This is a genomic window from Thiogranum sp., from assembly GCF_058323355.1.
On record NZ_JBTTIO010000002.1, the window covers coordinates 14,694 to 37,242 of the forward strand.

Below are 22,549 nucleotides of genomic sequence, written 5' to 3' on the forward strand. Positions count from 1 at the left end.
GGAAAGATGAATCCCGGGTCAGGTTACGATTACCGCGAGACACGACGCATGGCAAGAAGGAAACGCGTAGAGGAACATGAGAACCACGAACGGTGGCTGGTTTCCTATGCGGATTTTATTACCCTGCTGTTCGCCTTTTTCGTGGTCATGTACTCTATCTCATCGGTTAACGAAGGCAAGTACCGTGTCCTGTCAGACTCGATGGTTGCGGCATTTTCCGATCCAACACGCAGCCTGGAGCCGATACAGGTCGGCGAGTTGTTACGTTCGCCCCTGCAATCCGAAACGCCTCTGGACCGTAACAAGCCGATCATCGAGTTGTTCAGAATTCCGTTGCCGGAGCATGTTATACGCGAAAAACTGGAAAAGAAACTGAAGGAAGACCGTGACAAGGCAGCACGCGAGGCTGAAGAGAAAGTGGCAGGTCAGGAGGATGAGATCGATGCTGCCTCGCAAGCACTGGCCGACTCCATCGAGAAAGCCATGTCCGACCTGGTTGATGCCGGCCTGATCGATGTACGGCGTGACAAGCGCTGGATCGAGGTGGAGATCAAGTCGAGTATCCTGTTCGGCTCGGGGCATGCAGAACTGTCATCCGCTTCACAGCCGGTGTTACGCAAGCTGGCAGAAAAGCTTGCGCCTTTGAACAACACGATTCACGTCGAAGGTTTTACGGATAACGTCCCCATCGACAACTTCGAGTTCCGTTCCAACTGGGAACTCTCGGCAGCCCGGGCTGCCAGCGTGGTGCATTTATTTACCCGTCTCGGTGTAAAGCCGGAACGTATGGCGGCTATCGGTTATGGTGAATACCGGCCGATAGCCAGTAATGACACAGCGGAAGGCCGGGCGCGCAACCGTCGCGTGGTGCTGGTCATCATGTCCGGTGCCGATCCACGTGTCAGCCAGGGTATGGAGCACCTGCAGGCGGAGCGTGATGCGGGTCGGCTGCCATGATCGTGTGGACGGTTTCCAACCAGAAGGGCGGTGTCGGGAAAACCACCACTGCGGTGAGTATTGGCGGACTGCTGGCGCAGCAGGGCAAACGCGTGCTGTTGATGGATCTCGATCCGCAAGGTTCACTGACCGCCTATTTCCGGTTCGACCCGGATACTGTCGAAGGCAGTGTGTATACATTGTTCAACAGCAAGGCCGGTGGCAGGACAGTTGATTCACTGGACAGTCTGTTGCATCCCACCGGTGTTGATGGCATGACACTGATGCCGGCATCTACCGCCATGGCAACGCTGGATCGACAACTCGGTGCCCGTGACGGTATGGGGCTGGTGATATCCGAAACGCTCAGGCGTCTGGCCGACCGTTTTGACTATGTGCTGATGGATTGCCCACCGATGCTGGGCATTCTGATGGTGAATGCACTGGCTGCCTGCCAGCAATTACTGATCCCGGTGCAGACTGAATTTCTCGCGCTGAAGGGGCTGGAGCGCATGCTGCACACATTGCAGATGATCGGCAGGGCGCGAGGCGGGAAGCTGGCCTATACTATCATTCCAACTTTTTTTGACCGGCGTACACGCGCCTCGACGGATGCCTTGCGTGCCATGCGTGACCAGTATGGTGACCACCTGTGGTCACGTGTTATTCCGGTCGATACCCAGTTCCGCGAAGCCAGCCGTGCGGGTGTGCCTGTCAATCTCCATAATCCGTCCGCGCGCGGTACGGAAGCCTACGCCTCACTGGTGCGCTGGTTGCAAGTCACGCCAGAGCCACTGGCAAAGGTGGCATCGCAGTGAAAACCGATACCAGAGGCGATGCATTGCTGGCGCAGCAACTGGCACTGGGCGCTTACCTCGACGCATTGCTGGGCGATGCGCAGGTACCGCCCGGGCAAGCTGTTGAGGTTCAGACGAAAACGGAAATCGTGGCGCCTGTTGAAATCACTGCGCCACCGGTGTTGGAAGCAGAACCTGAATTACGCGCTGACGGTGTCCCCGAATGGGCGCAAGCACGCTTCCAGGCGTTGTTGTTCGAAGTGGCCGGGCTGACACTGGCTGTACCCCTGGCAAAGCTCAAGGGCGTTGTGCCGAATGAACACGAACTGACCCAAATGCCGGGGCATTCCGCCCTGTTCCTCGGTGTGACCCCCTACCAGGGTGTGCAGTCGAAAGTGGTCGATACGGCGCGTTTCGTATTGCCGCAGGATCGTGTCGCACGGCTCGGTGAAGACAGCAGCGCGCGCGCGTCGCACCTGGTGGTGATTGACGAGGGGCGCTGGTCACTGGCCTGCTCAAGCATCGGCGATGTCATCGAACTGGAATCCACGCAGGTGAAATGGCGTACAGCGGCCGGCAAACGACGATGGCTGGCCGGCACGGTGATTGAACGGATGTGCGCCCTGCTGGATATCGATGAGCTGGCCCGGCAGCTTGCCGATGGGATGGCATGAAACCTGCATTTTTACATGACAGAGCTGATGGCGCCCGAATATTGACGGCCCTTCACGGTTACGATCAAACACCAATGAGGTTCGGACATGTCCAACGCAGTTGCTAAAGATAAATCTAAAGACGAGATAGTTCAATGGGTTACATTCCGCCTGGCGGATGAGACCTATGGCATCAACGTCATGCAGGTACAGGAAGTCCTGCGTGTGTCGGAGATCGCACCGGTACCCGGCGCGCCACATTATGTGCTCGGTATTATTAATCTGCGCGGCAATGTTGTGACGGTTATCGACACCCGTATCCGCCTGGGCCTGGCTACCTCCGACATGACCGACTCGACCCGTATTGTGATTATCGAGACCAACCGGCATGTCGTAGGCATCCTGGTCGACTGTGTGGCCGAGGTGGTTGATGTCGCAACGTCCGAGGTCGAGTCCGCACCGAATGTCGGCAGCGACGAAAGCGCCAATTATATCCAGGGGGTCACCAGTCGCGATAATGAACTGCTGATCCTGGTTGACCTGAACAAACTGCTCACCGACGAAGAGTGGGACGAGCTGGCCAGTCTCTGACTGGTTGATGCCGGTGGTTTTCGCGGACATGCTGACATGGGTGATATCGGGAGCCTGCCACCAGCCTACCGTATCCTGCCAGGACAGCCAGGCTCGCGGCCGGGTGAGAGTAACAAGGCTCCACGACGCAAGCCGGATGCTGAACGCAGGGAACGACAGGAGCAACGCAAGCCGCGCAAGGACGATGGTTCCCGAATCGATGAGTATGCCTGAGGTGACGCGATGACAACCCTGATTCTTTCATTCCTGGTCGTCGGCCTGCTGGGCTGTATATCGCTTCAGGTTATCACGGTGTTTCAACTCAGAAACGAACAGACAGAAATCCGCGATCAACACGCCAGTGCCCGTGAACGTATTCATCAGCTGGAGCAGGAACTGGCGGCATTGTGTAATGCATCTGTGGGTGCGGGTGAACATGTGTTGCGGCTGGAACACCAGATGCAGCGCATTATTGAACGCCAGAACGGACTGGAAATGCGCGCCGTCGGCAGCCGCCCCTACAACCAGGCCAGTCAGCTGGTCAACAACGGCGCCAATATCGAGGAACTGGTGGATACCTGTGGTCTGACGCGTGGCGAAGCCGAGTTGCTGGTTATGATGCAGCGTGGCGCGGCCTGAAAACGGTTATTTCGTACCCGCTTCTTCCGGTACTTTCCCTGACAGGTAGTAAGCGAAGGCGATAACCTGGGCGACCGCCAGGTACAGCGATTCCGGTACTTCTTCACCCAGTTCAATGTTGGCGAGTACAGAGGCCAGTGGCTGGTTTTCCTGTATGGGTATGCCATGTTGGCGGGCAATCTCCAGGATTTTCCCGGCCAGCAGGTCGCGGCCTTTTGCCGTCACGCGTGGCGCACTGTCGCCGTCATATTCCAGTGCAACAGCCAGTGGTACAGGTTTGTTTTGCTGGCTCATGCCTTGTCCCTGATCAGTGATGGCGTCTCGGCATCGGAAGGCATAGGCCCGGCTACACAGTCCAGTTCCCCGACTTCCAGTCCCGCGTCGCCAAACATTTTTTGTAACGACTGAAGGTTTTCACGGAACAGGGGTAATGCACTTTCATCCCCGGTCCAGAAACGGGTCGATACACGTTCACCGTGCAGCGTGACCTGTGCCTGTACCGGCCCCAGTCCCGGCAGATCGAATGCCAGTTGTACAGACCACCTGTGTTGCGCGTTCTGTTTTCGTGAGCCGGACGCCGGTTTCTCCCGGGTAAAGCGCATCGCCCACAGGTCAATGTCTTCACCGCGTCGTACAGGCAGTTCAAAAAGCCATTCAAACAGGCTGCGGTCGGTGTCACGCGGCTGGCTGCTGGCCAGCTGGTGTAACTGCACGCGGGCCAGTGCGGCTTCTGTCTGCTGCAGCAGGTCGGTACGCAGGTTACCGATGCGATTGGCCAGGTCGATGGTTGCCTGGGCAGCCGCCTGGGGTGCCGGAGCGGTACCCGGGAAGGGGGGGGGTGCAGTGCCGGGCAGGGTCGTGGACAGTGGGGCAGGGTTTGTGCCGGCGGGGGCTGGCGTGGTGGCTGTCGCGGTTGCCGGGGCAAGCGTCGATGCCGGTTGTGCGCCGGGCACAGGGACTCGTGTGCCCGCCTGTACGGCACGCTGCAGTTGTTCAGCGCCGCTATTCGATGTGGTTTGTTGAGGATTGCCGGGACTGTTGCCACGCGTCAGCACGGAGTTTGCGGCAGGACTGTTGTCGCTGCGGGACACTGTAGCAGGGCGAGGTGCTGTCCGGGTCAGTGTCCGTGACACAGCTGGCGTTGCCGGTGCAGGATGACCTGCCGGCGTGGCCGTTGGCGGCAGGTTTGCCGCGCCCGCTGGCCTGGGCGCAGGCGCGCTGCCTGGCCAGTTTCTCAGGCGATCGATCAGTTGCAGCAGGTTGGCCTTGAAGTCTTTCTCAATGGCGGCCAGTGGTGCGGGATTTGCTGTCTTCCCGCCAGCCGGCGTGGCTTGCTGTGCCAGCTTGCGTTCCAGCAACAGGCCGGATGAGCGTTCGATAGCGCTACGCAAGGTGTGCGGGCGGGTGGCTGCCGTGATGTCCGGCAAATTACCCACCATGGCACGGATCAACTCACGTATCAGCGGTGGAACGGGTGGTTGCTGCGCTTGCGCCAGCCGGGTGAGGCTGGCCAGTAACGGTACCATGCTGTCCTGCTGTGGGAGCAGGGTGCGGATAGCCTGTGCCAGTGGTGGAGTGACCGGGCCCGAGGTAATGCGCAACAGGGGAAAGTCCCCCAGGCTGCGAACCTGAACCGTCAGCTGCTGGCCTTTTACGAGAGGCAGTGAAGTCTCGCTGCTGACCTGCCGATTACCGATAGAGAGCAGAATCCTGCCGGCAATATTTTCCGCAACAGTCGCCTGTAGCAGCTGGCCGACCTGCCAGCGAACAGCCGCAGCCGCGGCACCTGTAGCGGATACTGGCGGTGAGGCGGATGTTGGCCCCGGTGTTTCCATGCTGTCTGGCCCTGTGGCGTAAAACTGGCATCTATACTGCATCATTCAGGCCATGAAGTGAACGCAAAGCGGGATAACGGAAAAGGGGCATCATGAGTACAGACAGGATCAGGCGGGTACTGTGGTTTACGCGCCGCAACAGGGTGGTGCGGGGGCCCTACCCGGACCGCCAGATCAGTCGATATATCCTGCTGGGGCGTATCCGTGACACAGACGAACTGAAGCCGGAAGGCGGTGAGTGGGCTGCCATGGGCGATTATCCCGAGCTGATTCCGGAGGTCATGAAATTGCCGCCTACGGAAGAGAATCGCCAGTTATTGCTGATAGCGCGGATGCGCGAAGATGAACGTACCCCGGGCGACCGTCGTGACCGTGATCCCGATGTTCCCGAGGCGGTCAGGGAACGGCGCAGCGGGCAGGAGCGGCGGCGTGGTGAAAGTGACGCCGCCCTGCGTCACCGACAGTTGAAATACAAGGTGGCGCATGCGGCTCACCGCAACGGCAAGTTATATCGTTATCCGGTATTTTTTACCGTCCTGGTACTCATCGGTTTAGCGGTCAGTTTCCTGCTGGAAAAGGCACAACCCGAGGATGTGCCCCCGGATTGCAGTTCCAGGCCCCGCCCCGGTGTGAACTGGAAGCATTGCAATCTTTCCGGGGTAAAGCTTGACGGGGCTGATCTGGTCGGTGCGAAACTGGGTAATGCGAAACTGGAACTGGCGCAACTGTCCCGGGCTAACCTGAGCGGCGCCACGCTCGAGTATGCCAGTTTCGACCTTGCCAACCTTGAACGGGCAAACCTGTCTCACGCCAGCCTGTTTGGTGCGACCTTGCGTGGCGCCAACCTGCGTGCTGCCCGCCTGGTTGGAGCCAATCTGGCCTATGCCAATCTCACCGGCGCGGTGATCGAGGGTGCGGATCTGAGTGGAGCCGTGCTGGATAACGCCATCTGGATCGATGAGCGTAGCTGTCTTCCCGGTTCAAGAGGGCGTTGTGTATTTGCACGACGCTAGCGATTGCCCCGATCAGGAATCGTCGCCAAAACTCTCCGTACTGTAGCGCCATACCCTGATGTCATCCGACCAGTAATGTGCGGGTAGTCCCGCCTTGAGTTTCAGTTGGTTAAGGAAATCGGCCGGTTGTGGCAGTGATTCCCATACCGAGGGCAGAAAGGTGCCGCGCCGCGCCCCCTGTTCAAGGATAAGGCCGTCGATACCCGGGCGCAGCTGACGCAACAAATCCTGTTCGGATGAGAATGTCAGGGCTTCGGGTGTGCCGAGAACAGAAATATCCAGTGTCAGACCTTGCAGCTCCTGCTGCGTCAGTGGCGGAAACCGTGGGTCGCGAAAGGCAGCGGAGAAGGCGTTTTGCGCCACATCGACCGCCAGTGGCTGGCGGGGTTCAAGGCTGCCGATACAGCCGCGAAGCTGGCCGTGGCGATGCAGGGTGACGAAACTGGCGCCGGGAGCGGACAATGTTTCATCGAGGGTGGATGAATCCACCTGCAGCGGGTTTCCCCGGGTCAGCCCATGCCGCACTGATTGCCAGGCGATGTCGAGCAGTTGCCTGCGTTGGGTATCGGACAGCATGCCTGGATCAATCACGCAAAGGCATAGGCGCCATAGCCGACCACCCGGTCACGGCTGCCGGCGGTGTCGCCCGAGTTGCGAACATCCAGTACCCTGGCGTGAAGTTTGTGGTGCCGTGCCGCAAACAGCAAACCATTGAGTGGCGTACGTCCACAGGCCTGCGGGTAATCGATGGCATCAGGGTTGAGTTGTTCGATGGCCATGGACGTTGCCTGGTCCAGGTGCCGGGCGGTGTGATAGTCATGGTAGTGACTCAGGTCGGAGCTTATCAGAATCAGGGTTTCAGGGCCGTCCCAGAGTGTTTCGATAATGTCGGCGACATCCTGCGGACGGGCGTCCCCCACCAGCAGTGGTACCAGCCCGACATCTTTATTCAACACCGTTTGCAGAAACGGCAGTTGCACTTCGAGACTGTGTTCATCCTGGTGCGCTTCGTCCAGTACGCGAACCTGGGGTTTGGTGAGGATGCTGTCCATGGCTTGCTGGTCAACCCGCATCATACCCAGTGGTGTGGAGAAATATTGTGCACTGCTGGCGGCAATGCCGGTAAACGGCACGCGGTGCGCCGGACCCAGCAGAACGACCCGCCGGATGCTGTCCCGGTAAGCGGGTAACAGCGAGTAGGCGCTGGCCGCGACCGGGCCTGAGTAGACGTACCCTGCGTGCGGAACAACGAGCGCCTTGGGGCGTATTTTCACTGGTGCTTCACGCGCCAGTAACCCCTCTACCTGTTGTTGTAACAACAACGGGTCGTCGGGGTAAAACATACCGGCTACTGCGGCTTCTCGTATCTGGGGCACTCGGCGACCCTCCGTTGGACACATCCGATGAACCTGTATCTATTAAATACGTCCAGCGGATACAAAATGCAAGTGCAGGCGAACGACGAGATATTGGCGTCAGGACGATGTCAGTCTTCGCCCAGGGTGAAACGGAATATCGCGCCTGCGCCGGATCTGCTCTCTGCCCAGATCTTACCGTGATGGCGCTTGATGACGCGAAGTACCGTCGACAGGCCGATTCCCGTACCGGGGAAATCCTGGTCGGAATGTAAGCGCTGGAAGGGAATGAAAAGCTTGTCGGCATAGTTTTCATCGAAGCCGGTGCCATTGTCTTCCACCTTGTATACCGTACGCCCGTCGAGCTTTTCGGTACTGATGCGGATACGGGCCTGTGGTGTTTTCCCGGTAAATTTCCAGGAATTTCCAATCAGGTTCATCATTGCGTCGTGGATCAGTCGTGGATCTCCCTTTGCGGTCATGCCGGCTTCGATGTCGACCTGTATGTCATGCTCTGGCGCCTGTGATCTCAGCTCATCGACAACCTCCTGGCAGATGGCGCTCAGGTCTATTTCCTGGTGACTGATGTCAGCGCGGTTGACGCGTGACAGAGTCAGCAGGTCATCAATGAGCTGGCTCATTCTGAGCGTACTGTTCTTGATACGTTGCAGATGGTTTTTTGCTGTATTGTCAAGCGTATCCGCGTAATCTTCCAGCAGGATTTCGGAAAAACCGTTCATGCTGCGCAGCGGGGAGCGCAGATCGTGTGACACGGCGTAGGCGAAGGCTTCGTATTCCTTGTTGGCTTCCTGCAACTTCCGGGTGCGTTCTTCAACACGCTGCTCCAGTACCTCATTGGCCCTGGACAGTGAGCGTTTTTCAGCCGCGATAACCTCCGCCATGGTATCAAACGCCCGGCCAACCTGGCCGACTTCATCGCGGCTGGACAACCCGGTTCTGACATCGTAGTTGCCCGCCGCAACCTGCTCGGCGGCATGCACCACAGTGCCCAGCCGCCGCGTTAACAGGTGCCCGAAGCCGATGCTGATAATGGCGATGATACTCATGCCCGTGATGGCAATGAGTGCGCCGTGGGTAAATGCACGACGATGGATGGCATTCGTTTCCTCGTCCGAGAACTGGACGGCCAGTTTGCCCAGTATGCCGGCCGGGTTGCTGATTTGCATGACTTTCCAGCTGGTGATGTCACTGTCTTCCAGCGCAGGCAGTGATTTGCCGATATCGGAAAGGTTGCTGCTGGCCACGATAATGTTGCGGTCATCAACCAGCATGGCTGTGAGTATTTCCGCATTGCGGGGCAGTTCCTCGACATAGCCCTGGATATTGTCATAGTCCTCGTACAACAGCGCTACCCGCGCAATGCTGCTGACAATATTGAGCGTGACCTGTCGGGCGGATTCGATCTGCCGGACTGAATTGTCAATGGTGTAACCCAGCGTAGCCCAGAGCACGACAGCCATCATCACGGCTTCCAGTACAAAGATCATTCCCGCGATGCGGTATTTCAGCGAGATTCTCACCGGTCAGGTCCGTATGGCGCAGATAGTGGGAAACATTCTTATCGGGATGATTGTTCCGGAACTGCTGTGGGCGCCGTTGTTTTTATTGTGTCCAGGATCTCGCGCAGCGGGTCGTAGTCGCTGTCAACACTGGGAATGTAAGAGCCATGATGGAGGTGTTTCAGTATCCGTTTCCCCGCTTCGTTTCGATGCCAGTGCAGAATACGTTGCACCAGTTTATCACGGGTCGCACGATCGACCCGCCGGTGTATGGCGTATGTCGGGGCCGGTATCGGTTTGCTTTTAGTGATTATGCGAAGTTGTGTGCCGCTTTTTATTTCGAACAGTCTCAGCGGTTGATTTGCTGTTACACAGGCATCGGCCTTGCCAATTCTGACTTGCCGTATGCAGGAGAGGTGACTGCTCCGGTTGTCAATTTTGACATCACTGCCGGGCTTCAGACGGTGATCCACCAGCAACTGGCGAGCCAGCAGGGTGACGGCTGCACTGGCCGGTGGTGTCGCCAGTATCCTGCCGCGCAGGTCATCTACGGTTTTGACCGGTGAGTTTTCGCTGGTAACAAAAAAAGCCCTGATAGAGGTTTGTGTGCGGACGATCGCTTCATACCCGTTGCGGCGCGCCAGGCGTGCGTAGGAAAAGGGTTGTGCATAAATCAGGTCATAGGTTTGTTGCGCAATCTCCTCATCAAATTCAGCAAAGCTTGGTCGGGTACGGAACTGCACCGGGCGCCCGATTGCCCGGGACAGGTCAATGGCCACAGGAACATAAAGGTCTTCCAGTTGTGCGGGCGGGAGAAAAGGAAACACGCCAAACTCTAATGGCGGGCTGTCCTGAGAATGTGAAATACTGTGCCAGTTCAGCGACAGTATGAGGGTCAGTATTTGTGCGGCCCTCGCCATGTATGCCATGCGTTGTGTACCCCGTCCTTGTGTTCCTGTTATAGCACCCAAGTATAATGAAAAGACGCTGGCTGTCAGCTTTTCAGCAGAATCAGTCCCGCCAGTGGTGGAATATCGACAACAATCGAGACAGGCTGGTTCATCCAGGGTACGGATTCACTCTGGTAATCACTGTGCACCGGCATGTCACTGCCGCTGTAGAAGCCTGCGTCGGAGTTCAGCGCCAGGTGGTAGTTGCCGTGCTCGGGCACGCCAAGCCGAAAGCGCTGGTGTGGCACGGGCGTGAAATTCATCAGGGCCACAGAGAGTTGCCCGTCGCTGCGTCGTGCGTAACTGAGCAGAGAGCGGTCGGCATCGTTACAGTCGATCCAGCGGAACCCCTCGGCTTCGAAATCGTATTGATGCAGTGCAGGCTGGTAACGGTACAGGCGGTTGAGGTCGCCAAGCAGTTGTTTGAGACCGGCGTGGCGCGCATCTTCCAGCAGCTGCCAGTCGAGTTCTGCTTCGGCGTTCCATTCGGCGTACTGGCCGAATTCACTGCCCATGAACAGCAGTTTTTTGCCGGGGTAGGTATACATGAAGGTGTACAGGAGTCGCAGGTTGGCGAAACGCTGCCAGCTGTCGCCGGGCATCTTGTCCAGCATTGAGCCCTTGCCGTGCACGACTTCATCGTGCGAGAAGGGCAGTACGAAGTTTTCATTGAAGGCGTACAACAGGCCGAAGGTGAGCTGGTTGTGGTGGAACTTGCGGTGTACCGGCTCCTTGCTCATGTATTGCAGCGTGTCGTGCATCCAGCCCATGGTCCACTTCATGCTGAAGCCAAGACCGCCGACATCCACCGGTCGCGTCACCTGCGGCCAGGCGGTGGATTCCTCGGCAATGACAATGCTGCCGGGCTGTTCGCTGTGGGTGATTTCATTCAGGTGGCGCAGGAAGTGAATGGCTTCGAGGTTTTCGCGGCCGCCGTATTCGTTGGGTATCCAGTCACCGGGATCGCGTGAATAGTCGAGGTAGAGCATGGAGGCCACGGCATCGACGCGCAGTCCGTCGATATGCATTTCCTCCAGCCAGAAGACAGCACTCGACAACAGGAAATTACGCACTTCGTTGCGGCCATAATTGAAGATCAGTGTGCCCCAGTCGCGGTGTTCACCACGGCGCGGGTCTTCGTGTTCGTACAACGGGCTGCCGTCGAAGCGCGCCAGCGCCCAGTCGTCTTTGGGGAAGTGTCCTGGTGCCCAGTCGAGCAGTACGCCGATACCGTGCTGGTGACAGTAATCGACGAACCAGCAAAAATCCTCGGCACTGCCGAAACGGCTGGTGGCGGCAAAATAGCCGGTGGTCTGATACCCCCAGGAGGCATCAAAAGGGTGCTCGGTGACGGGCAGCAGTTCAATATGGGTGAAACCCAGTTCACTGACCCACTTGACCAGCCGTTCAGCCAGTTCACGGTAGTTGAGGAACTGGCCCTGCCGGTCGCGTTGCCAGGATCCCAGGTGGACTTCGTAGATCGACATTGGCGTGTGCAGCCAGTCGTTGCTGCGCCGGGCTTCCATCCAGGTCTGGTCCTGCCAGCGGTGTTCAGCGGGGCGCATGGCAACAGAGGAATTTCCCGGGCGTAATTCAAAAGCCTTGCCGTAGGGGTCGCTTTTGATGTGGATGGTGCCGTGTTCCCGGTTGCGGATCTCGAATTTGTAGTAGCTGTGGGCGCTGACGCCGGGAATGAATAACTCCCAGACACCGCTGCCGCCGCGCACCCGCATCGGGTGGCGGCGTCCGTCCCAGTGGTTCCAGTCACCGACCACGCTGATACGTTCGGCGTTGGGAGCCCACACGGCAAACAGTACACCGTCGATACCATCGATTTCACGGAAGTTCGCGCCAAGAAAGCGGTAGGCGTGCAGGTGTCGCCCTTCAGCAAACCAGTGCAGGTCGAGGTCGCCGATCTGTGTCGGGAAACAGTAGGGGTCATATTCCGACCATTCGACACCGTCCTTGTCGGTCCATGTCAGTCGATAGTGTTGTGGCAGGTTGTGGCCGTCGCCGCGCCATTCGAACAGGTCGGTGCCCTCGATACGTTGCAGCGAGGCAGCGGAATCGTGCAGGTGGACTTCCTCGCACCCGGGAATGAAGGCGCGTACGACAGTCTGCCCATCCTCATCGTGCCGTCCCAGCACCTCGAAGGGGTCGTGGTGCCGCGCGTCAATAATGCGTTGCAACGCTTCGGGGAGAGGAGGTGCGTCTGCGGCAGCAGGATTGGCTTTCGACGCCATAGACCGGGTGTCTCTGTTCATAAAACCTGTTTGGCTTTCCGTGGGCTGTACAGATGGTACCATAGCCATAATCCTGTTTAGCCGGTTCGGAGGAATTAAATGGATGCTGTTTCCACGCCGCGTTTCGTCAGCCGCCTGACGCGCGATACGCTGGCACTGATTCTGGCCGGGGGGCGAGGCTCACGCCTCAAACAACTGACCCTGTGGCGCGCCAAGCCGGCCGTGCCCTTCGGCGGCAAGTTCCGCATTATCGATTTCCCGCTTTCCAATTGTCTCAATTCGGGCATACGCCGTGTCGGTGTGCTGACCCAGTACAAGGCGCACTCCCTGTTGCAGCATCTGCAGCGGGGCTGGAGTTTCCTGCGTGGCGAGTTCGGTGAGTTTGTCGAGTTGCTGCCGGCACAGCAACGTATCGAGTCATCCTGGTATGCCGGTACAGCCGATGCGATTTACCAGAACCTTGACATCATTCGCAGTCATAATCCTGAATATATACTCATCCTGGCGGGTGATCATATTTACAAAATGGATTATGGCCCGATGATTGCGCAACACGTCGAGAATTCCGCGGACATGACGGTGGGGTGCCTGGAAGTCGACCTGGAAACAGCCACCGCTTTCGGCGTGATGACGGTCGACGGGGATGGCAGGGTGCTCAGGTTTGACGAGAAGCCCGGGCAGCCGACGCCCTTGCCCGGCGAGCCGGGCAAGGCGCTGGCGTCGATGGGGATCTATGTTTTCAATACGGATTTCCTGTTTGAACAGCTGATCAAGGACGCCGACAAGCCGTATTCGAACCACGACTTCGGGCAGGATATTATCCCCGATATCATCAAGCAGTATCGTGTGTTCAGTTACCCGTTCCGTGATGCGCAGAGCGGTCGTCAGGCCTACTGGCGGGATGTAGGGACGGTCGATGCCTTCTGGTCGGCCAACCTGGAGCTGATCGGTGTAGTGCCTGAACTGAACCTGTATGACAAGGACTGGCCGATCTGGACCTACCAGGAACAGATGCCGCCGGCCAAATTCGTGTTTGACGATGATGACCGGCGCGGCATGGCTGTTGATTCCATGGTATCCGGCGGTTGCGTTATTTCCGGTGCGACGGTGCGGCATTCGTTGCTGTTTTCCAACGTCCGTGTCGATTCTTTTTCGGTGCTGGAGCATGCAGTGGTATTGCCCAATGTACTGGTCGAACGCAGCTGCAGAATACGTAATGCCGTCATCGACAAGGGGTGCTGCATCCCGGAAGGCACGGTGATCGGCGAGGACGCGGCGGCGGATGCAGAGCGCTTTTATGTGACGCCGGGTGGCGTGGTGCTGGTGACGCCGGAAATGCTGGGCCAGGAACTGCACCATGTCCGCTAGAGACGGAGACGGGTTGCGCGTGGTGTTGTGCTGGCATATGCACCAGCCACAGTACTGTGACCTCATCAGTGGCGAATACAAATTACCCTGGACCTACCTGCACGCCATAAAAGACTATGTCGATATGGCTGCACACATCGAGGCCGTGCCTGGCGCCAGGGCGGTTGTCAATTTTGCACCTGTACTGCTGGAGCAGCTCGATGACTACGCCGCGCAGGTGAGCGGTTACCTGCGTGACCACAAGGCCATCCGCGACCCTTTGCTGGCCGCGCTGGTCACGCCCGTGTTGCCGTCACACATCCAGCAGCGTGCCGAGCTGGTCAACAATTGTCTGCGCGTTAACCGTACGCGCGTCATTGACCGTTTCCCGGCCTACAAACGTCTTGCCAGCCTGGCCGATCATTTTTCCAGGCACTTCGATGATATGGTTTATGTCGGCGACCAGTTTCTTTCCGACCTGGTGTTCTGGTACCACCTGGGCTGGATGGCAGAAACAGTACGTCGTGACGATATTCGCGTGCAGCGCTGGCAGGAGCAGGGAAATAATTTCTCTCTTCACGACCGGCGTGAATTACTGGTGTTGATCGGTGAGTTGTTGTCCGGCGTGATTGAGCGCTATGCCCTGCTGGCCGATCGCGGCCAGGTCGAGCTGTCCATGACACCCTATGCGCATCCTATTATGCCGTTGCTTCTCGATATCAGCAGCGCCAGGGAGGCCATGCCGGATACCGGGCTGCCGGAACTGGGTGCTTATCCGGGTGGTGAGGAGCGGGTCAACTGGCATATTCGTGAAGGGCTAAACGTTTTTGAACAATATTTCCAGCGTAAGCCGACGGGTTGCTGGCCGTCAGAAGGCAGTGTGAGCAGGCCGACACTGGCGTTGCTTGAGAAACACGGTTTTCGCTGGTCAGCCAGCGGGGAAACCGTGCTGCGCAACAGCCTGCGTGAGAGTGACGGCGATGAGGCCGCAGGCGCGGCGGATGCCGTATTGAAAGGCTACCGGACCGGGAAGGGCAAACTGACGTGTTTCTTTCGCGACGACCAGCTTTCAGACAAGATCGGTTTCGAATATTCCACCTGGCACGCCGATGACGCAGTGGCCAACTTTGTTCATCACCTGGAAGAAATTGCCGAGGCTAATGCCGGACGCAAGCTGGCGCTGCCGATTATCCTCGACGGCGAAAATGCCTGGGAGCATTTCCCGGAGAATGGCTACTATTTTTTACGCGCACTGTACAAGACGCTGGCGGTGCACCCCACACTGAGGTTATCGACCTTCACCGAGTGTCTCGATGACGGTGTCGAGATTGACGCCCTGTCCACAATGGTGAGTGGCTCCTGGGTGTACGGGACCTTTTCCACCTGGATCGGTGACCGTGACAAGAACCGTGGCTGGGATATGCTGGGCGATGCCAAGCGTGCCTTCGACACGGCCTGTGCTTCCGGCAAGCTGGACAGCGAGCAGATCGTTGCGGCAGAACTTCAGCTGGCAATTTGTGAAGGCTCCGACTGGTTCTGGTGGTTCGGTGACTATAACCCGGCCGACTCGGTCAGCGATTTTGAAAGCCTGTTCCGTATGCATCTTTCCAACCTGTATCAGCTGATCGGGCAGGAAGCGCCGGAGTATCTTGCGCACACCTTTGCACGGGGTTCCGGAAAACCCACCCTGGGTGGAGTCATGCGTCACGGTCAGGCGCGAGACTGAACCGCAGGGAGGCGGGGGAGTATGAATCCTTTTGAACGTCGGCGTGCCGGTATACTCCTGCACCCGACTTCTCTGCCAGGCAGTGTTGGCAATGGCGAACTGGGTATGGAAGCCTGGCGTTTTGTCGAATTCCTTGCGGATTGCAACGTCAGCCTGTGGCAGATGTTGCCGCTTGGCCCGACGCACAGTGACCTGTCACCTTACCAGTGCTCCTCGGTGCATGCCGGCAATACCCGGCTGATCAGCCTGCAGCGACTGGTCGAGGCCGGCTGGCTGGACGAGGCCGGGCTTGATCCGCAGCAGGATGTCGAGGTACAGCGCAAGGCCCGCCTGGTTGCGGCACATAACGGTTTTCTGCGCCACGCCGATCATGCAATGCGTGCGGAACGCGATGCTTTTAATGAGCAACATGCCTACTGGCTGGACAACTTTGCGCTGTACCAGGCATTGCGGGACGAGTTCAACGGTAGTGCCTGGTTTGACTGGCCGCAACCGCTGCGCGACCGGCAGGCGGATGCGCTGGAAGAAGCGCACAGGCGGCTTGCCGGCGCCATTGAACAGGTGCGCTTTGAGCAATTCCTGTTCTTCCGCCAGTGGACGGAGTTGCGCCGCTACGCCAACGACAATGGTGTGTTGCTGTTTGGTGATATACCCATTTTTGTCGCCTACGACAGCGCCGAGGTATGGGCTGACCGCCAGTGGTTTTTGCTGGATGAAACCGGCGGTCTGAAGGTCGTTGCCGGTGTGCCGCCGGATTATTTCTCGGAAACCGGCCAGCGTTGGGGTAACCCGCACTATAACTGGCAGGCACTGGCAGATGACGGTTACCGCTGGTGGCTGGATCGTATTCGTACCCAGCTGGAACTGTTCGACCTGATGCGTATTGACCACTTCCGTGGTTTCGAGGCCTATTGGGAAATTGACGCGGCTTGTGACACGGCTGTCGAGGGGCGCTGGGTAGCCGGGCCGGGCGCTGAATTTTTTAAAGCACTCCGGCAGGCTTTTGGCAGCCTGCCGCTGGTTGCCGAGGACCTGGGCGTTATCACCCCGGAAGTTACGGCACTGCGCAAGCAGTTTGGCCTGCCAGGCATGAAAATTCTGCAGTTTGCCTTTGACGGGTCATCCGATAACCCCTATTTACCACATAACCACGAGGCGTTGTCCGTGGTTTACACCGGCACCCATGACAACAACACGACACTGGGCTGGTACGAGGAGCTGACGGAACAGCAGCGCAACTTTGTACATGACTATCTTGGTATCGAAACAGCCGCCATGCCCTGGCCGCTGGTGCGTGCGGCGCTGGCTTCAGTCGCACAGATTGCCGTGTTGCCCATGCAGGACGTGCTGGCACTGGGTGTCTCGCAGCGCATGAATATCCCGGGGGTCACCGAGGGCAACTGGCAGTGGCGGTTTGAATGGGAGCAGTTGCTGCCGGAACACGGCGAGCGTTTGAAAGCCTGGGTGCAGTTGTACGGGCGCGCCTGACGTACAGGAAGCCAGGGGGGTTCTGCCACTTACTTGATGGAGATCATGTAAAGCGGCGAAGAATTCTGCTGAAATGCCGATATCCACATCAGTAGAATTTGCAGGTTAGTTGAAATGAATTATTTTTCTGCCGCCATTGCGGGGCTTTTTGCTGTATTAACAGCGGCTTTCGTCGTGCTCCTGGTGATGGCTATTATCCACAACCTGCAGGTTGGCAAGCGTTATCGGCAAGGTATCGCCAGACAACTGTCGAAATTGCGTCTGGCCAGGATGCTGGGTATCCACCACATTGACCCGGACGTTTATTTACATACCCAGCCGATACCGGGTATCCGCGAGCAGATGAAACGCTGTTCCGAATGTGCCAGTACAGTCGCCTGTGACAAGCTACTGAACGAGGGTGTTGGCGACCCGTCTGAATTCTGTGAAAACGACGAGGCACTCCGCAAGGTCAGGGAAACCCCCGACCCGGCAGCCTGATGTAATGATCTACAGCCAGATCATGCAACCGGTTTCAAACCGGTGGCTGAGCAACGGGTGGCAGGGGTAGATGCGAATCTGGAAATGTTGCAGCCCGGGCAGTGGCGGATCAAGGTCCAGCACGAAACGCGTCTCACCGTTATCCATTTGCCCTTCGGCGTTAAAGCCAAAATATTCCGTTGCGATAAAGTCCTGGTGCTCGTCTTCCTTGCCGATCAGGCACTCGAGCCGGACATCGTCAGGCGTCAGTTCCCCGAGTTGTGCAGCCACTTCGATGCGAAAGCGTTGCCCTGCCTTGACGGCCTGGGGTGAGTGATCGGTACGTCGCAGTGTCACCGTGGGCCACAGGCGTTTTATCTTTTCTTTCCAGGCGGCCAGTTCTCTGGCACCGTGTGAACGATTCCTCGACAGCTTGCGTCCCTGCTCAGCGGCGGGGCCATAGAAGCCCTTGATGTAGTCCATCACCATGCGCTGCGAGTTGAACTGCGGCAGGGCGGATTTCATGGATTGCTTGGACATGCGTACCCAGCCTTCCGAGAAGCCATGGCCGTTACGGTCATAGTAGAGCGGTATAACCTGGTGCTCCAGGATATCCAGCAGCTCGTTGGCTTCTTCCTGGTTACGGAACGCGGCGTCGTAGTGTTCATCGTGCGGGGTGATTGCCCAGCCGTTTTCGCCGTTGTAGCCTTCGCCCCACCAGCCATCCAGTACACTCAGGTTAATGACGCCGTTGAGGGCGGCTTTCTGCCCGGATGTGCCGCTGGCTTCCATCGGGTATTCCGGCGTGTTCAACCAGACATCGACACCCGATACCAGTCGACGTGCCAGCGACAGGTCGTAGCCTTCCAGCAGCAGGATCTTGCCGACAAACTCCGGCCGTCGCGAAAATTCGTGGATGACCTGTATCAACTGCTGGCCGGGCAGGTCGCTGGGGTGCGCCTTGCCGGCAAACACCAGCAGCACCGGCCGTTTGGGGTCATTGAGCAGGCGTGCCAGACGCTCCGGGTCGGAGAACAGCAGGGTGGCGCGCTTGTACGTGGCGAAACGGCGTGCGAAGCCAATGGTCAGGATATCCGACTCGTGCGGGCTGAGCAGTCGGGTAATGCGGTCGATGTGGGCCTCACCACAACGGTTGCGACGGCACTGCAAAATCACGCGTCGGCGGACCTGGTTCAGCAGCTCGGATTTCAGTGACTGGCGCAGGCTCCAGAAACTGTGGTCGGGAATTTCGTTGATACGCTCCCAGTATTCCTCGTTCAGCAGCTCGTTGCGCCATTCCATGCCGAAACGCATGTCGTACAGGTTGCTCCACTCGTGGGCAAGGAAGGTCTGCACGTGTACGCCGTTGGTGACATGGCGCATCGGGTTTTCGTGGTAGGGAATCTGTGGCCACACATAACCTTCCATCTGTGACGCAACCTCGCCGTGGATCTTGCTGACGCCGTTATGGAAGCGTGAACCGTGCAGGGCCAGTACCGTCTGGTTGAAGCCGCCCTGGTTAGAGGGACTGGTTCCCAGTTTCAGGAATGCCTCCATGGACAGGCCAAGCTGCTCGATGTAGTCACTGAAATAACTGGCGATCAGGCTGTGGTCGAAGATGTCGTGACCGGCGGGTACCGGTGTATGCGTGGTGAATACGGTGGCGCCTGCGACCTGTTCGATCGCACTGGCAAAATCAAGCCCCGAGGCGACCAGTTCGCGGCAGCGTTCCAGTACCTGGAATGCGGCATGGCCTTCGTTGATATGCCACGCCGTGGGTTCGAGCCCCAGCACCCGCAGTGCGCGAACCCCGCCGATACCCAGCACGATTTCCTGCTGGATACGGGTATTGATGTCACCACCATAGAGCTGGTAGGTGATGGCGCGATCGGCTTCACTGTTTTCCGGCAGGTCGCTGTCCAGTAAATACAGCTTGATGTGTCCGGCACGCGCCTGCCAGATTTTCAGTTGTACAGGACGACCGGGGAAATCAACCACAACATGCAGTTCATCACCGTTTTCGTTGCAGGCCGGTGTCAGGGGCAGTTGACCGAATTCAGTCGTATTGTAGTGCGCGATCTGGTTGCCGTGTTCGTCGATGGTCTGGATAAAGTAGCCCTGACGATACAGCATGCCGACCGCAACAAAGGGGATACCCAGGTCACTGGCCGCCTTGCAATGGTCGCCAGCCAGAATCCCCAGGCCACCGGAGTAGATGGGCAGACTTTCGTGCAGGCCGAACTCGGCGCAGAAATAGGCGACCAGGTCTTTTTTCGGGTTCAGGTATTTATCGATGCTTTTGCGCTGGCGTTCACCCAGGTAGGTGTCATAGGTTGACAGTACGCGGTTATAGGCTTCGACATAAATACGGTCTTCGGCGGCCTCGTTGATCCGCTGTTGCGAGACACGGCGCAGGAAGACTTTCGGGTTATGCCCGCAACTGTCCCACAGTGCCGGGTCGAGGCGGAAAAACAGCGAACGCACGCTGCGATCCCAGCTGTACAGCAGGTCGTTGGACAGTTCGCTGAGGCGCGCCAGCTTTTCCGGAAGCTCGGGTTGTACTTCAAGGGCAAAACGGGTTCCGGGCATGGTGTCTCCCATCAATGTGTAAGGTGGTGCCGAGGGTGGGAATCGAACCCACACTCCCGTAAAGGAACCGGATTTTGAATCCGGCGCGTCTACCAGTTCCGCCACCCCGGCACAGGCGCGCCAGTATAAGGATTCCTGAGCCTGTCGCAAGCAAGCGCTGTGGTAACATGCCGCGCCATGAAAACCCGGGACTTCCACTACACGCTGCCGCCTGAGCGTATTGCCAGCCACCCGGCCCGGCCGCGGCACAGTAGCCGTTTGCTGGATCTTGGCCGGGACGGGGGTATTCGCGATCGCAGCATGGCGGATTTCCCGCAGATGCTCAATGAGGACGATCTGCTGGTATTCAACAATACCCGGGTGATCCCCGCGCGCCTGCACGGGAGCAAGGCCAGTGGCGGCAGGGTTGAAGTCCTGATTGAGCGTGTGCTGGACCAGCGACGGGCACTGGCGCACGTGCGTTCCAGTAAATCACCAAAAGCCGGCAGTCGTCTGTTTCTGGCGGATGGTGTCATAGAGGCTGAAGTGACGGGCCGGGAGGGTGAGTTGTTCAGCCTCTGTTTCGCCGGGGATACACCGTTGCTGGATTTACTGGAGCGCTGGGGGCATGTGCCACTGCCACCGTATATTGAACGCGCCGATGAACAGGTGGATCGTGAGGACTACCAGACACTCTACGCCCGCCACCCGGGTGCGGTCGCCGCACCCACGGCCGGCCTGCACTTTGACCGGACGCTGCTCGATGCGCTGGCGGCACGGAACATCCGCACGGCTTACGTGACGCTGCATGTGGGTGCCGGTACATTTCAGCCGGTGCGGGTGGAACAGCTGGAGAAACATGTCATGCATGCCGAACAGGTCAGCGTGGACGCAGAGGTGTGTGAGGCCATTGAGCAGACACGTGCCCGCGGTGGTCGGGTTGTGGCGGTTGGTACCACAGTCGTGCGGAGCCTGGAGAGTGCTGTAGAGGATGGTGTGCTCAGACCTTTCCGTGGCGACACCCGTCTGTTTATCACCCCCGGCTACCGGTTCAGCGCCGTTGATGCCATGCTGACCAACTTCCACCTGCCGGAATCAACCCTGCTGATGCTGGTGTGCGCGTTTGCCGGCTTCGAGCCGGTAATGGCAGCGTACCGTCATGCGGTAGCGCAGCATTACCGTTTTTTCAGCTATGGCGATGCCATGTTCCTGCAACACCGGCCGACAGAATGACATTCACTGCAAACGGAAAACCATGCAATACGAACTGATCAGCAAGGATGGCCGTGCGCGTCGCGGGCGCCTCAGGTTTGAACGCGGCGTGGTGGACACGCCGGCCTTTATGCCGGTGGGCACCTACGGCACGGTAAAGGGTATGCGGCCGGAACAGGTCGCCGAGGGCGGGGCGCAGATTCTGCTCGGTAATACCTTCCATCTCATGCTGCGACCCGGTACCGATATCATTCGCGCCCACGGGGACCTGCACGATTTCATGAACTGGCAGGGGCCGATCCTGACCGACTCGGGCGGTTTCCAGGTATTCAGCCTGGGTGAAATGCGCAAAATCACCGAACAGGGTGTTGAGTTTCGTTCTCCGGTCAACGGTGACAAGGTGTTCCTGGGGCCGGAAGAATCCATGGCCGTTCAGCGTGCACTGGGCGCTGATATCGTGATGATCTTCGACGAATGCACACCCTATCCCGCCACTATCGGGCAGGCGCGTGATTCCATGCAGTTATCACTGCGCTGGGCGCAACGCAGTCGCGAAGCGCATGGCGACTCAGGCGCGGCATTATTCGGCATTGTGCAGGGTGGCATGTACCCGGAACTGCGGCTGGAATCACTGCAGGGGCTGACTGACATCGGTTTTGACGGCTACGCCATCGGTGGTCTGTCCGTGGGCGAGCCACACGACGAACGCATCCAGGTGCTGGATGCACTGGATCCGGCCTTGCCGACCGATGCGCCGCGTTACCTGATGGGGGTGGGAACGCCGGAAGATATTGTCGAGGCGGTGCGGCGCGGTGTGGATATGTTCGATTGTGTGATGCCGACCCGCAATGCGCGAAACGGACACCTGTTTACTTCGCAAGGGGTTTTGCGCTTGCGTAACTCAAGGTTCCGTGAAGATACCGGTTCGCTGGACCCGGAATGCGACTGCTATACCTGCCGGCATTACAGTCGCGCCTACCTCTACCACCTGGACAAGTGCAACGAGATTCTGGGTTCCCATCTCAATACCGTACACAACCTGCGATACTATCAACGTTTGATGGCCGGGTTGCGCGAAGCGATCGAGACGGGGAGGCTGGAAGCCTTTGTCGCGAATTTTTACGCGAAAACAGGCCAATCCGTGCCGCCTGTGCCATAATAGCGCGCTTGAATTTCCCGGACGCGCGCGGGGCCGGATGGATGGACCCGGCGGGCGGGATCAAACCCAACAGGACACA

Annotated in this window: 21 protein-coding genes and 1 tRNA gene; 13 read left to right on the forward strand and 9 right to left on the reverse strand. The window is 58.3% G+C overall.

The genetic code is table 11. The features are described from left to right. The first annotated feature begins 6 nt into the window (after positions 1-6). The 6 genes from motD to ACW81B_RS00280 all read left to right on the forward strand — a co-directional run bounded on the left by motD (position 7) and on the right by ACW81B_RS00280 (position 3,595). Positions 7-957 (forward strand): flagellar motor protein MotD, encoded by a 951-nt coding sequence (motD, locus tag ACW81B_RS00255; RefSeq protein ID WP_491578183.1) that lies wholly within the window; start codon positions 7-9, stop codon positions 955-957. Then, entirely contained in the window at positions 954-1,754 is an 801-nt protein-coding gene (locus ACW81B_RS00260) for a ParA family protein (RefSeq protein WP_491578184.1), read from the forward strand. The genes motD and ACW81B_RS00260 overlap by 4 nt, the downstream gene beginning before the upstream one ends. Beyond that, positions 1,751-2,407, forward strand: coding sequence for a chemotaxis protein CheW (locus ACW81B_RS00265; protein WP_491578185.1), 657 nt, complete (start codon positions 1,751-1,753; stop codon positions 2,405-2,407). Before ACW81B_RS00260 ends, ACW81B_RS00265 begins: the two co-directional genes overlap by 4 nt. Before the next feature lie 87 nt (positions 2,408-2,494). Next, positions 2,495-2,977 carry a chemotaxis protein CheW gene (locus ACW81B_RS00270; protein ID WP_491578186.1) on the forward strand — a complete coding sequence of 161 codons (483 nt, stop codon included), beginning with the start codon at positions 2,495-2,497 and terminating at the stop codon, positions 2,975-2,977. Positions 2,978-3,013: 36 nt separating this feature from the next. Continuing rightward, positions 3,014-3,190 (forward strand): hypothetical protein, encoded by a 177-nt coding sequence (locus ACW81B_RS00275; RefSeq protein WP_491578187.1) that lies wholly within the window; start codon positions 3,014-3,016, stop codon positions 3,188-3,190. A gap of 9 nt (positions 3,191-3,199) precedes the next feature. Beyond that, positions 3,200-3,595, forward strand: a complete 396-nt coding sequence (locus ACW81B_RS00280) for a DUF2802 domain-containing protein (protein ID WP_491578188.1) — start codon at positions 3,200-3,202, stop codon at positions 3,593-3,595. A gap of 6 nt (positions 3,596-3,601) precedes the next feature. Here the strand turns inward: ACW81B_RS00280 and ACW81B_RS00285 are convergent, their stop codons facing one another. Beyond that, positions 3,602-3,889, reverse strand: a complete 288-nt coding sequence (locus ACW81B_RS00285; RefSeq protein ID WP_491578189.1) for an EscU/YscU/HrcU family type III secretion system export apparatus switch protein — start codon at positions 3,887-3,889, stop codon at positions 3,602-3,604. After that, positions 3,886-5,430 carry a flagellar hook-length control protein FliK gene (gene fliK / locus ACW81B_RS00290; protein ID WP_491578190.1) on the reverse strand — a complete coding sequence of 515 codons (1,545 nt, stop codon included), beginning with the start codon at positions 5,428-5,430 and terminating at the stop codon, positions 3,886-3,888. The genes ACW81B_RS00285 and fliK overlap by 4 nt, the downstream gene beginning before the upstream one ends. Positions 5,431-5,522: 92 nt before the next feature. On the opposite strand from fliK, the gene ACW81B_RS00295 reads away from it, so the two are divergent. Beyond that, a complete protein-coding gene (locus ACW81B_RS00295; RefSeq protein ID WP_491578191.1) occupies positions 5,523-6,443 on the forward strand; it encodes a pentapeptide repeat-containing protein in 921 nt (306 codons plus the stop codon). A 12-nt stretch (positions 6,444-6,455) separates the two neighbouring features. Here the strand turns inward: ACW81B_RS00295 and amrA are convergent, their stop codons facing one another. The 5 genes from amrA to glgB all read right to left on the reverse strand — a co-directional run bounded on the left by amrA (position 6,456) and on the right by glgB (position 12,511). Further along, complete coding sequence (gene amrA, locus ACW81B_RS00300; RefSeq protein ID WP_491578192.1) at positions 6,456-7,019, reverse strand: AmmeMemoRadiSam system protein A; 564 nt, start codon at positions 7,017-7,019, stop codon at positions 6,456-6,458. An 11-nt stretch (positions 7,020-7,030) separates the two neighbouring features. Beyond that, positions 7,031-7,819: an AmmeMemoRadiSam system protein B gene (amrB, locus tag ACW81B_RS00305; protein WP_491578193.1), complete on the reverse strand. Its 789-nt coding sequence runs from the start codon at positions 7,817-7,819 to the stop codon at positions 7,031-7,033. A gap of 110 nt (positions 7,820-7,929) precedes the next feature. Beyond that, positions 7,930-9,306, reverse strand: a complete 1,377-nt coding sequence (locus ACW81B_RS00310; RefSeq protein ID WP_491578194.1) for a sensor histidine kinase — start codon at positions 9,304-9,306, stop codon at positions 7,930-7,932. A 71-nt stretch (positions 9,307-9,377) separates the two neighbouring features. Further along, the gene (locus ACW81B_RS00315; protein ID WP_491578195.1) at positions 9,378-10,145 is read right to left on the reverse strand and encodes a phosphate/phosphite/phosphonate ABC transporter substrate-binding protein; all 768 of its coding nucleotides are present in this window, start codon (positions 10,143-10,145) and stop codon (positions 9,378-9,380) included. A 167-nt stretch (positions 10,146-10,312) separates the two neighbouring features. After that, positions 10,313-12,511 carry a 1,4-alpha-glucan branching protein GlgB gene (gene glgB / locus ACW81B_RS00320; protein ID WP_491578196.1) on the reverse strand — a complete coding sequence of 733 codons (2,199 nt, stop codon included), beginning with the start codon at positions 12,509-12,511 and terminating at the stop codon, positions 10,313-10,315. Positions 12,512-12,610: 99 nt separating this feature from the next. Between glgB and glgC the strand changes: the two genes are divergently transcribed. The 4 genes from glgC to ACW81B_RS00340 all read left to right on the forward strand — a co-directional run bounded on the left by glgC (position 12,611) and on the right by ACW81B_RS00340 (position 17,552). Continuing rightward, positions 12,611-13,879: a glucose-1-phosphate adenylyltransferase gene (gene glgC / locus ACW81B_RS00325; RefSeq protein ID WP_491578197.1), complete on the forward strand. Its 1,269-nt coding sequence runs from the start codon at positions 12,611-12,613 to the stop codon at positions 13,877-13,879. Then, positions 13,869-15,584 carry a glycoside hydrolase family 57 protein gene (locus tag ACW81B_RS00330; protein ID WP_491578198.1) on the forward strand — a complete coding sequence of 572 codons (1,716 nt, stop codon included), beginning with the start codon at positions 13,869-13,871 and terminating at the stop codon, positions 15,582-15,584. Before glgC ends, ACW81B_RS00330 begins: the two co-directional genes overlap by 11 nt. A 21-nt stretch (positions 15,585-15,605) precedes the next feature. Continuing rightward, on the forward strand, positions 15,606-17,072 hold the full coding sequence (gene malQ / locus ACW81B_RS00335) for a 4-alpha-glucanotransferase (protein WP_491578199.1): 1,467 nt from the start codon (positions 15,606-15,608) through the stop codon (positions 17,070-17,072). Positions 17,073-17,186: 114 nt separating this feature from the next. Beyond that, the gene (locus ACW81B_RS00340) at positions 17,187-17,552 is read left to right on the forward strand and encodes a DUF6455 family protein (RefSeq protein ID WP_491578200.1); all 366 of its coding nucleotides are present in this window, start codon (positions 17,187-17,189) and stop codon (positions 17,550-17,552) included. A gap of 9 nt (positions 17,553-17,561) precedes the next feature. Here the strand turns inward: ACW81B_RS00340 and glgP are convergent, their stop codons facing one another. Together glgP and ACW81B_RS00350 are read right to left on the reverse strand one after the other, a co-directional pair. Further along, positions 17,562-20,120: an alpha-glucan family phosphorylase gene (glgP, locus tag ACW81B_RS00345; RefSeq protein ID WP_491578201.1), complete on the reverse strand. Its 2,559-nt coding sequence runs from the start codon at positions 20,118-20,120 to the stop codon at positions 17,562-17,564. A gap of 24 nt (positions 20,121-20,144) precedes the next feature. Further along, positions 20,145-20,231, reverse strand: a tRNA-Leu gene (locus ACW81B_RS00350). 66 nt (positions 20,232-20,297) lie between these two features. Here ACW81B_RS00350 and queA point away from each other — a divergent pair. Together queA and tgt are read left to right on the forward strand one after the other, a co-directional pair. Further along, positions 20,298-21,332: a tRNA preQ1(34) S-adenosylmethionine ribosyltransferase-isomerase QueA gene (gene queA, locus ACW81B_RS00355; RefSeq protein WP_491578202.1), complete on the forward strand. Its 1,035-nt coding sequence runs from the start codon at positions 20,298-20,300 to the stop codon at positions 21,330-21,332. A gap of 22 nt (positions 21,333-21,354) precedes the next feature. Then, entirely contained in the window at positions 21,355-22,470 is a 1,116-nt protein-coding gene (gene tgt / locus ACW81B_RS00360) for a tRNA guanosine(34) transglycosylase Tgt (protein WP_491578203.1), read from the forward strand. Positions 22,471-22,549: the final 79 nt, after the last annotated feature.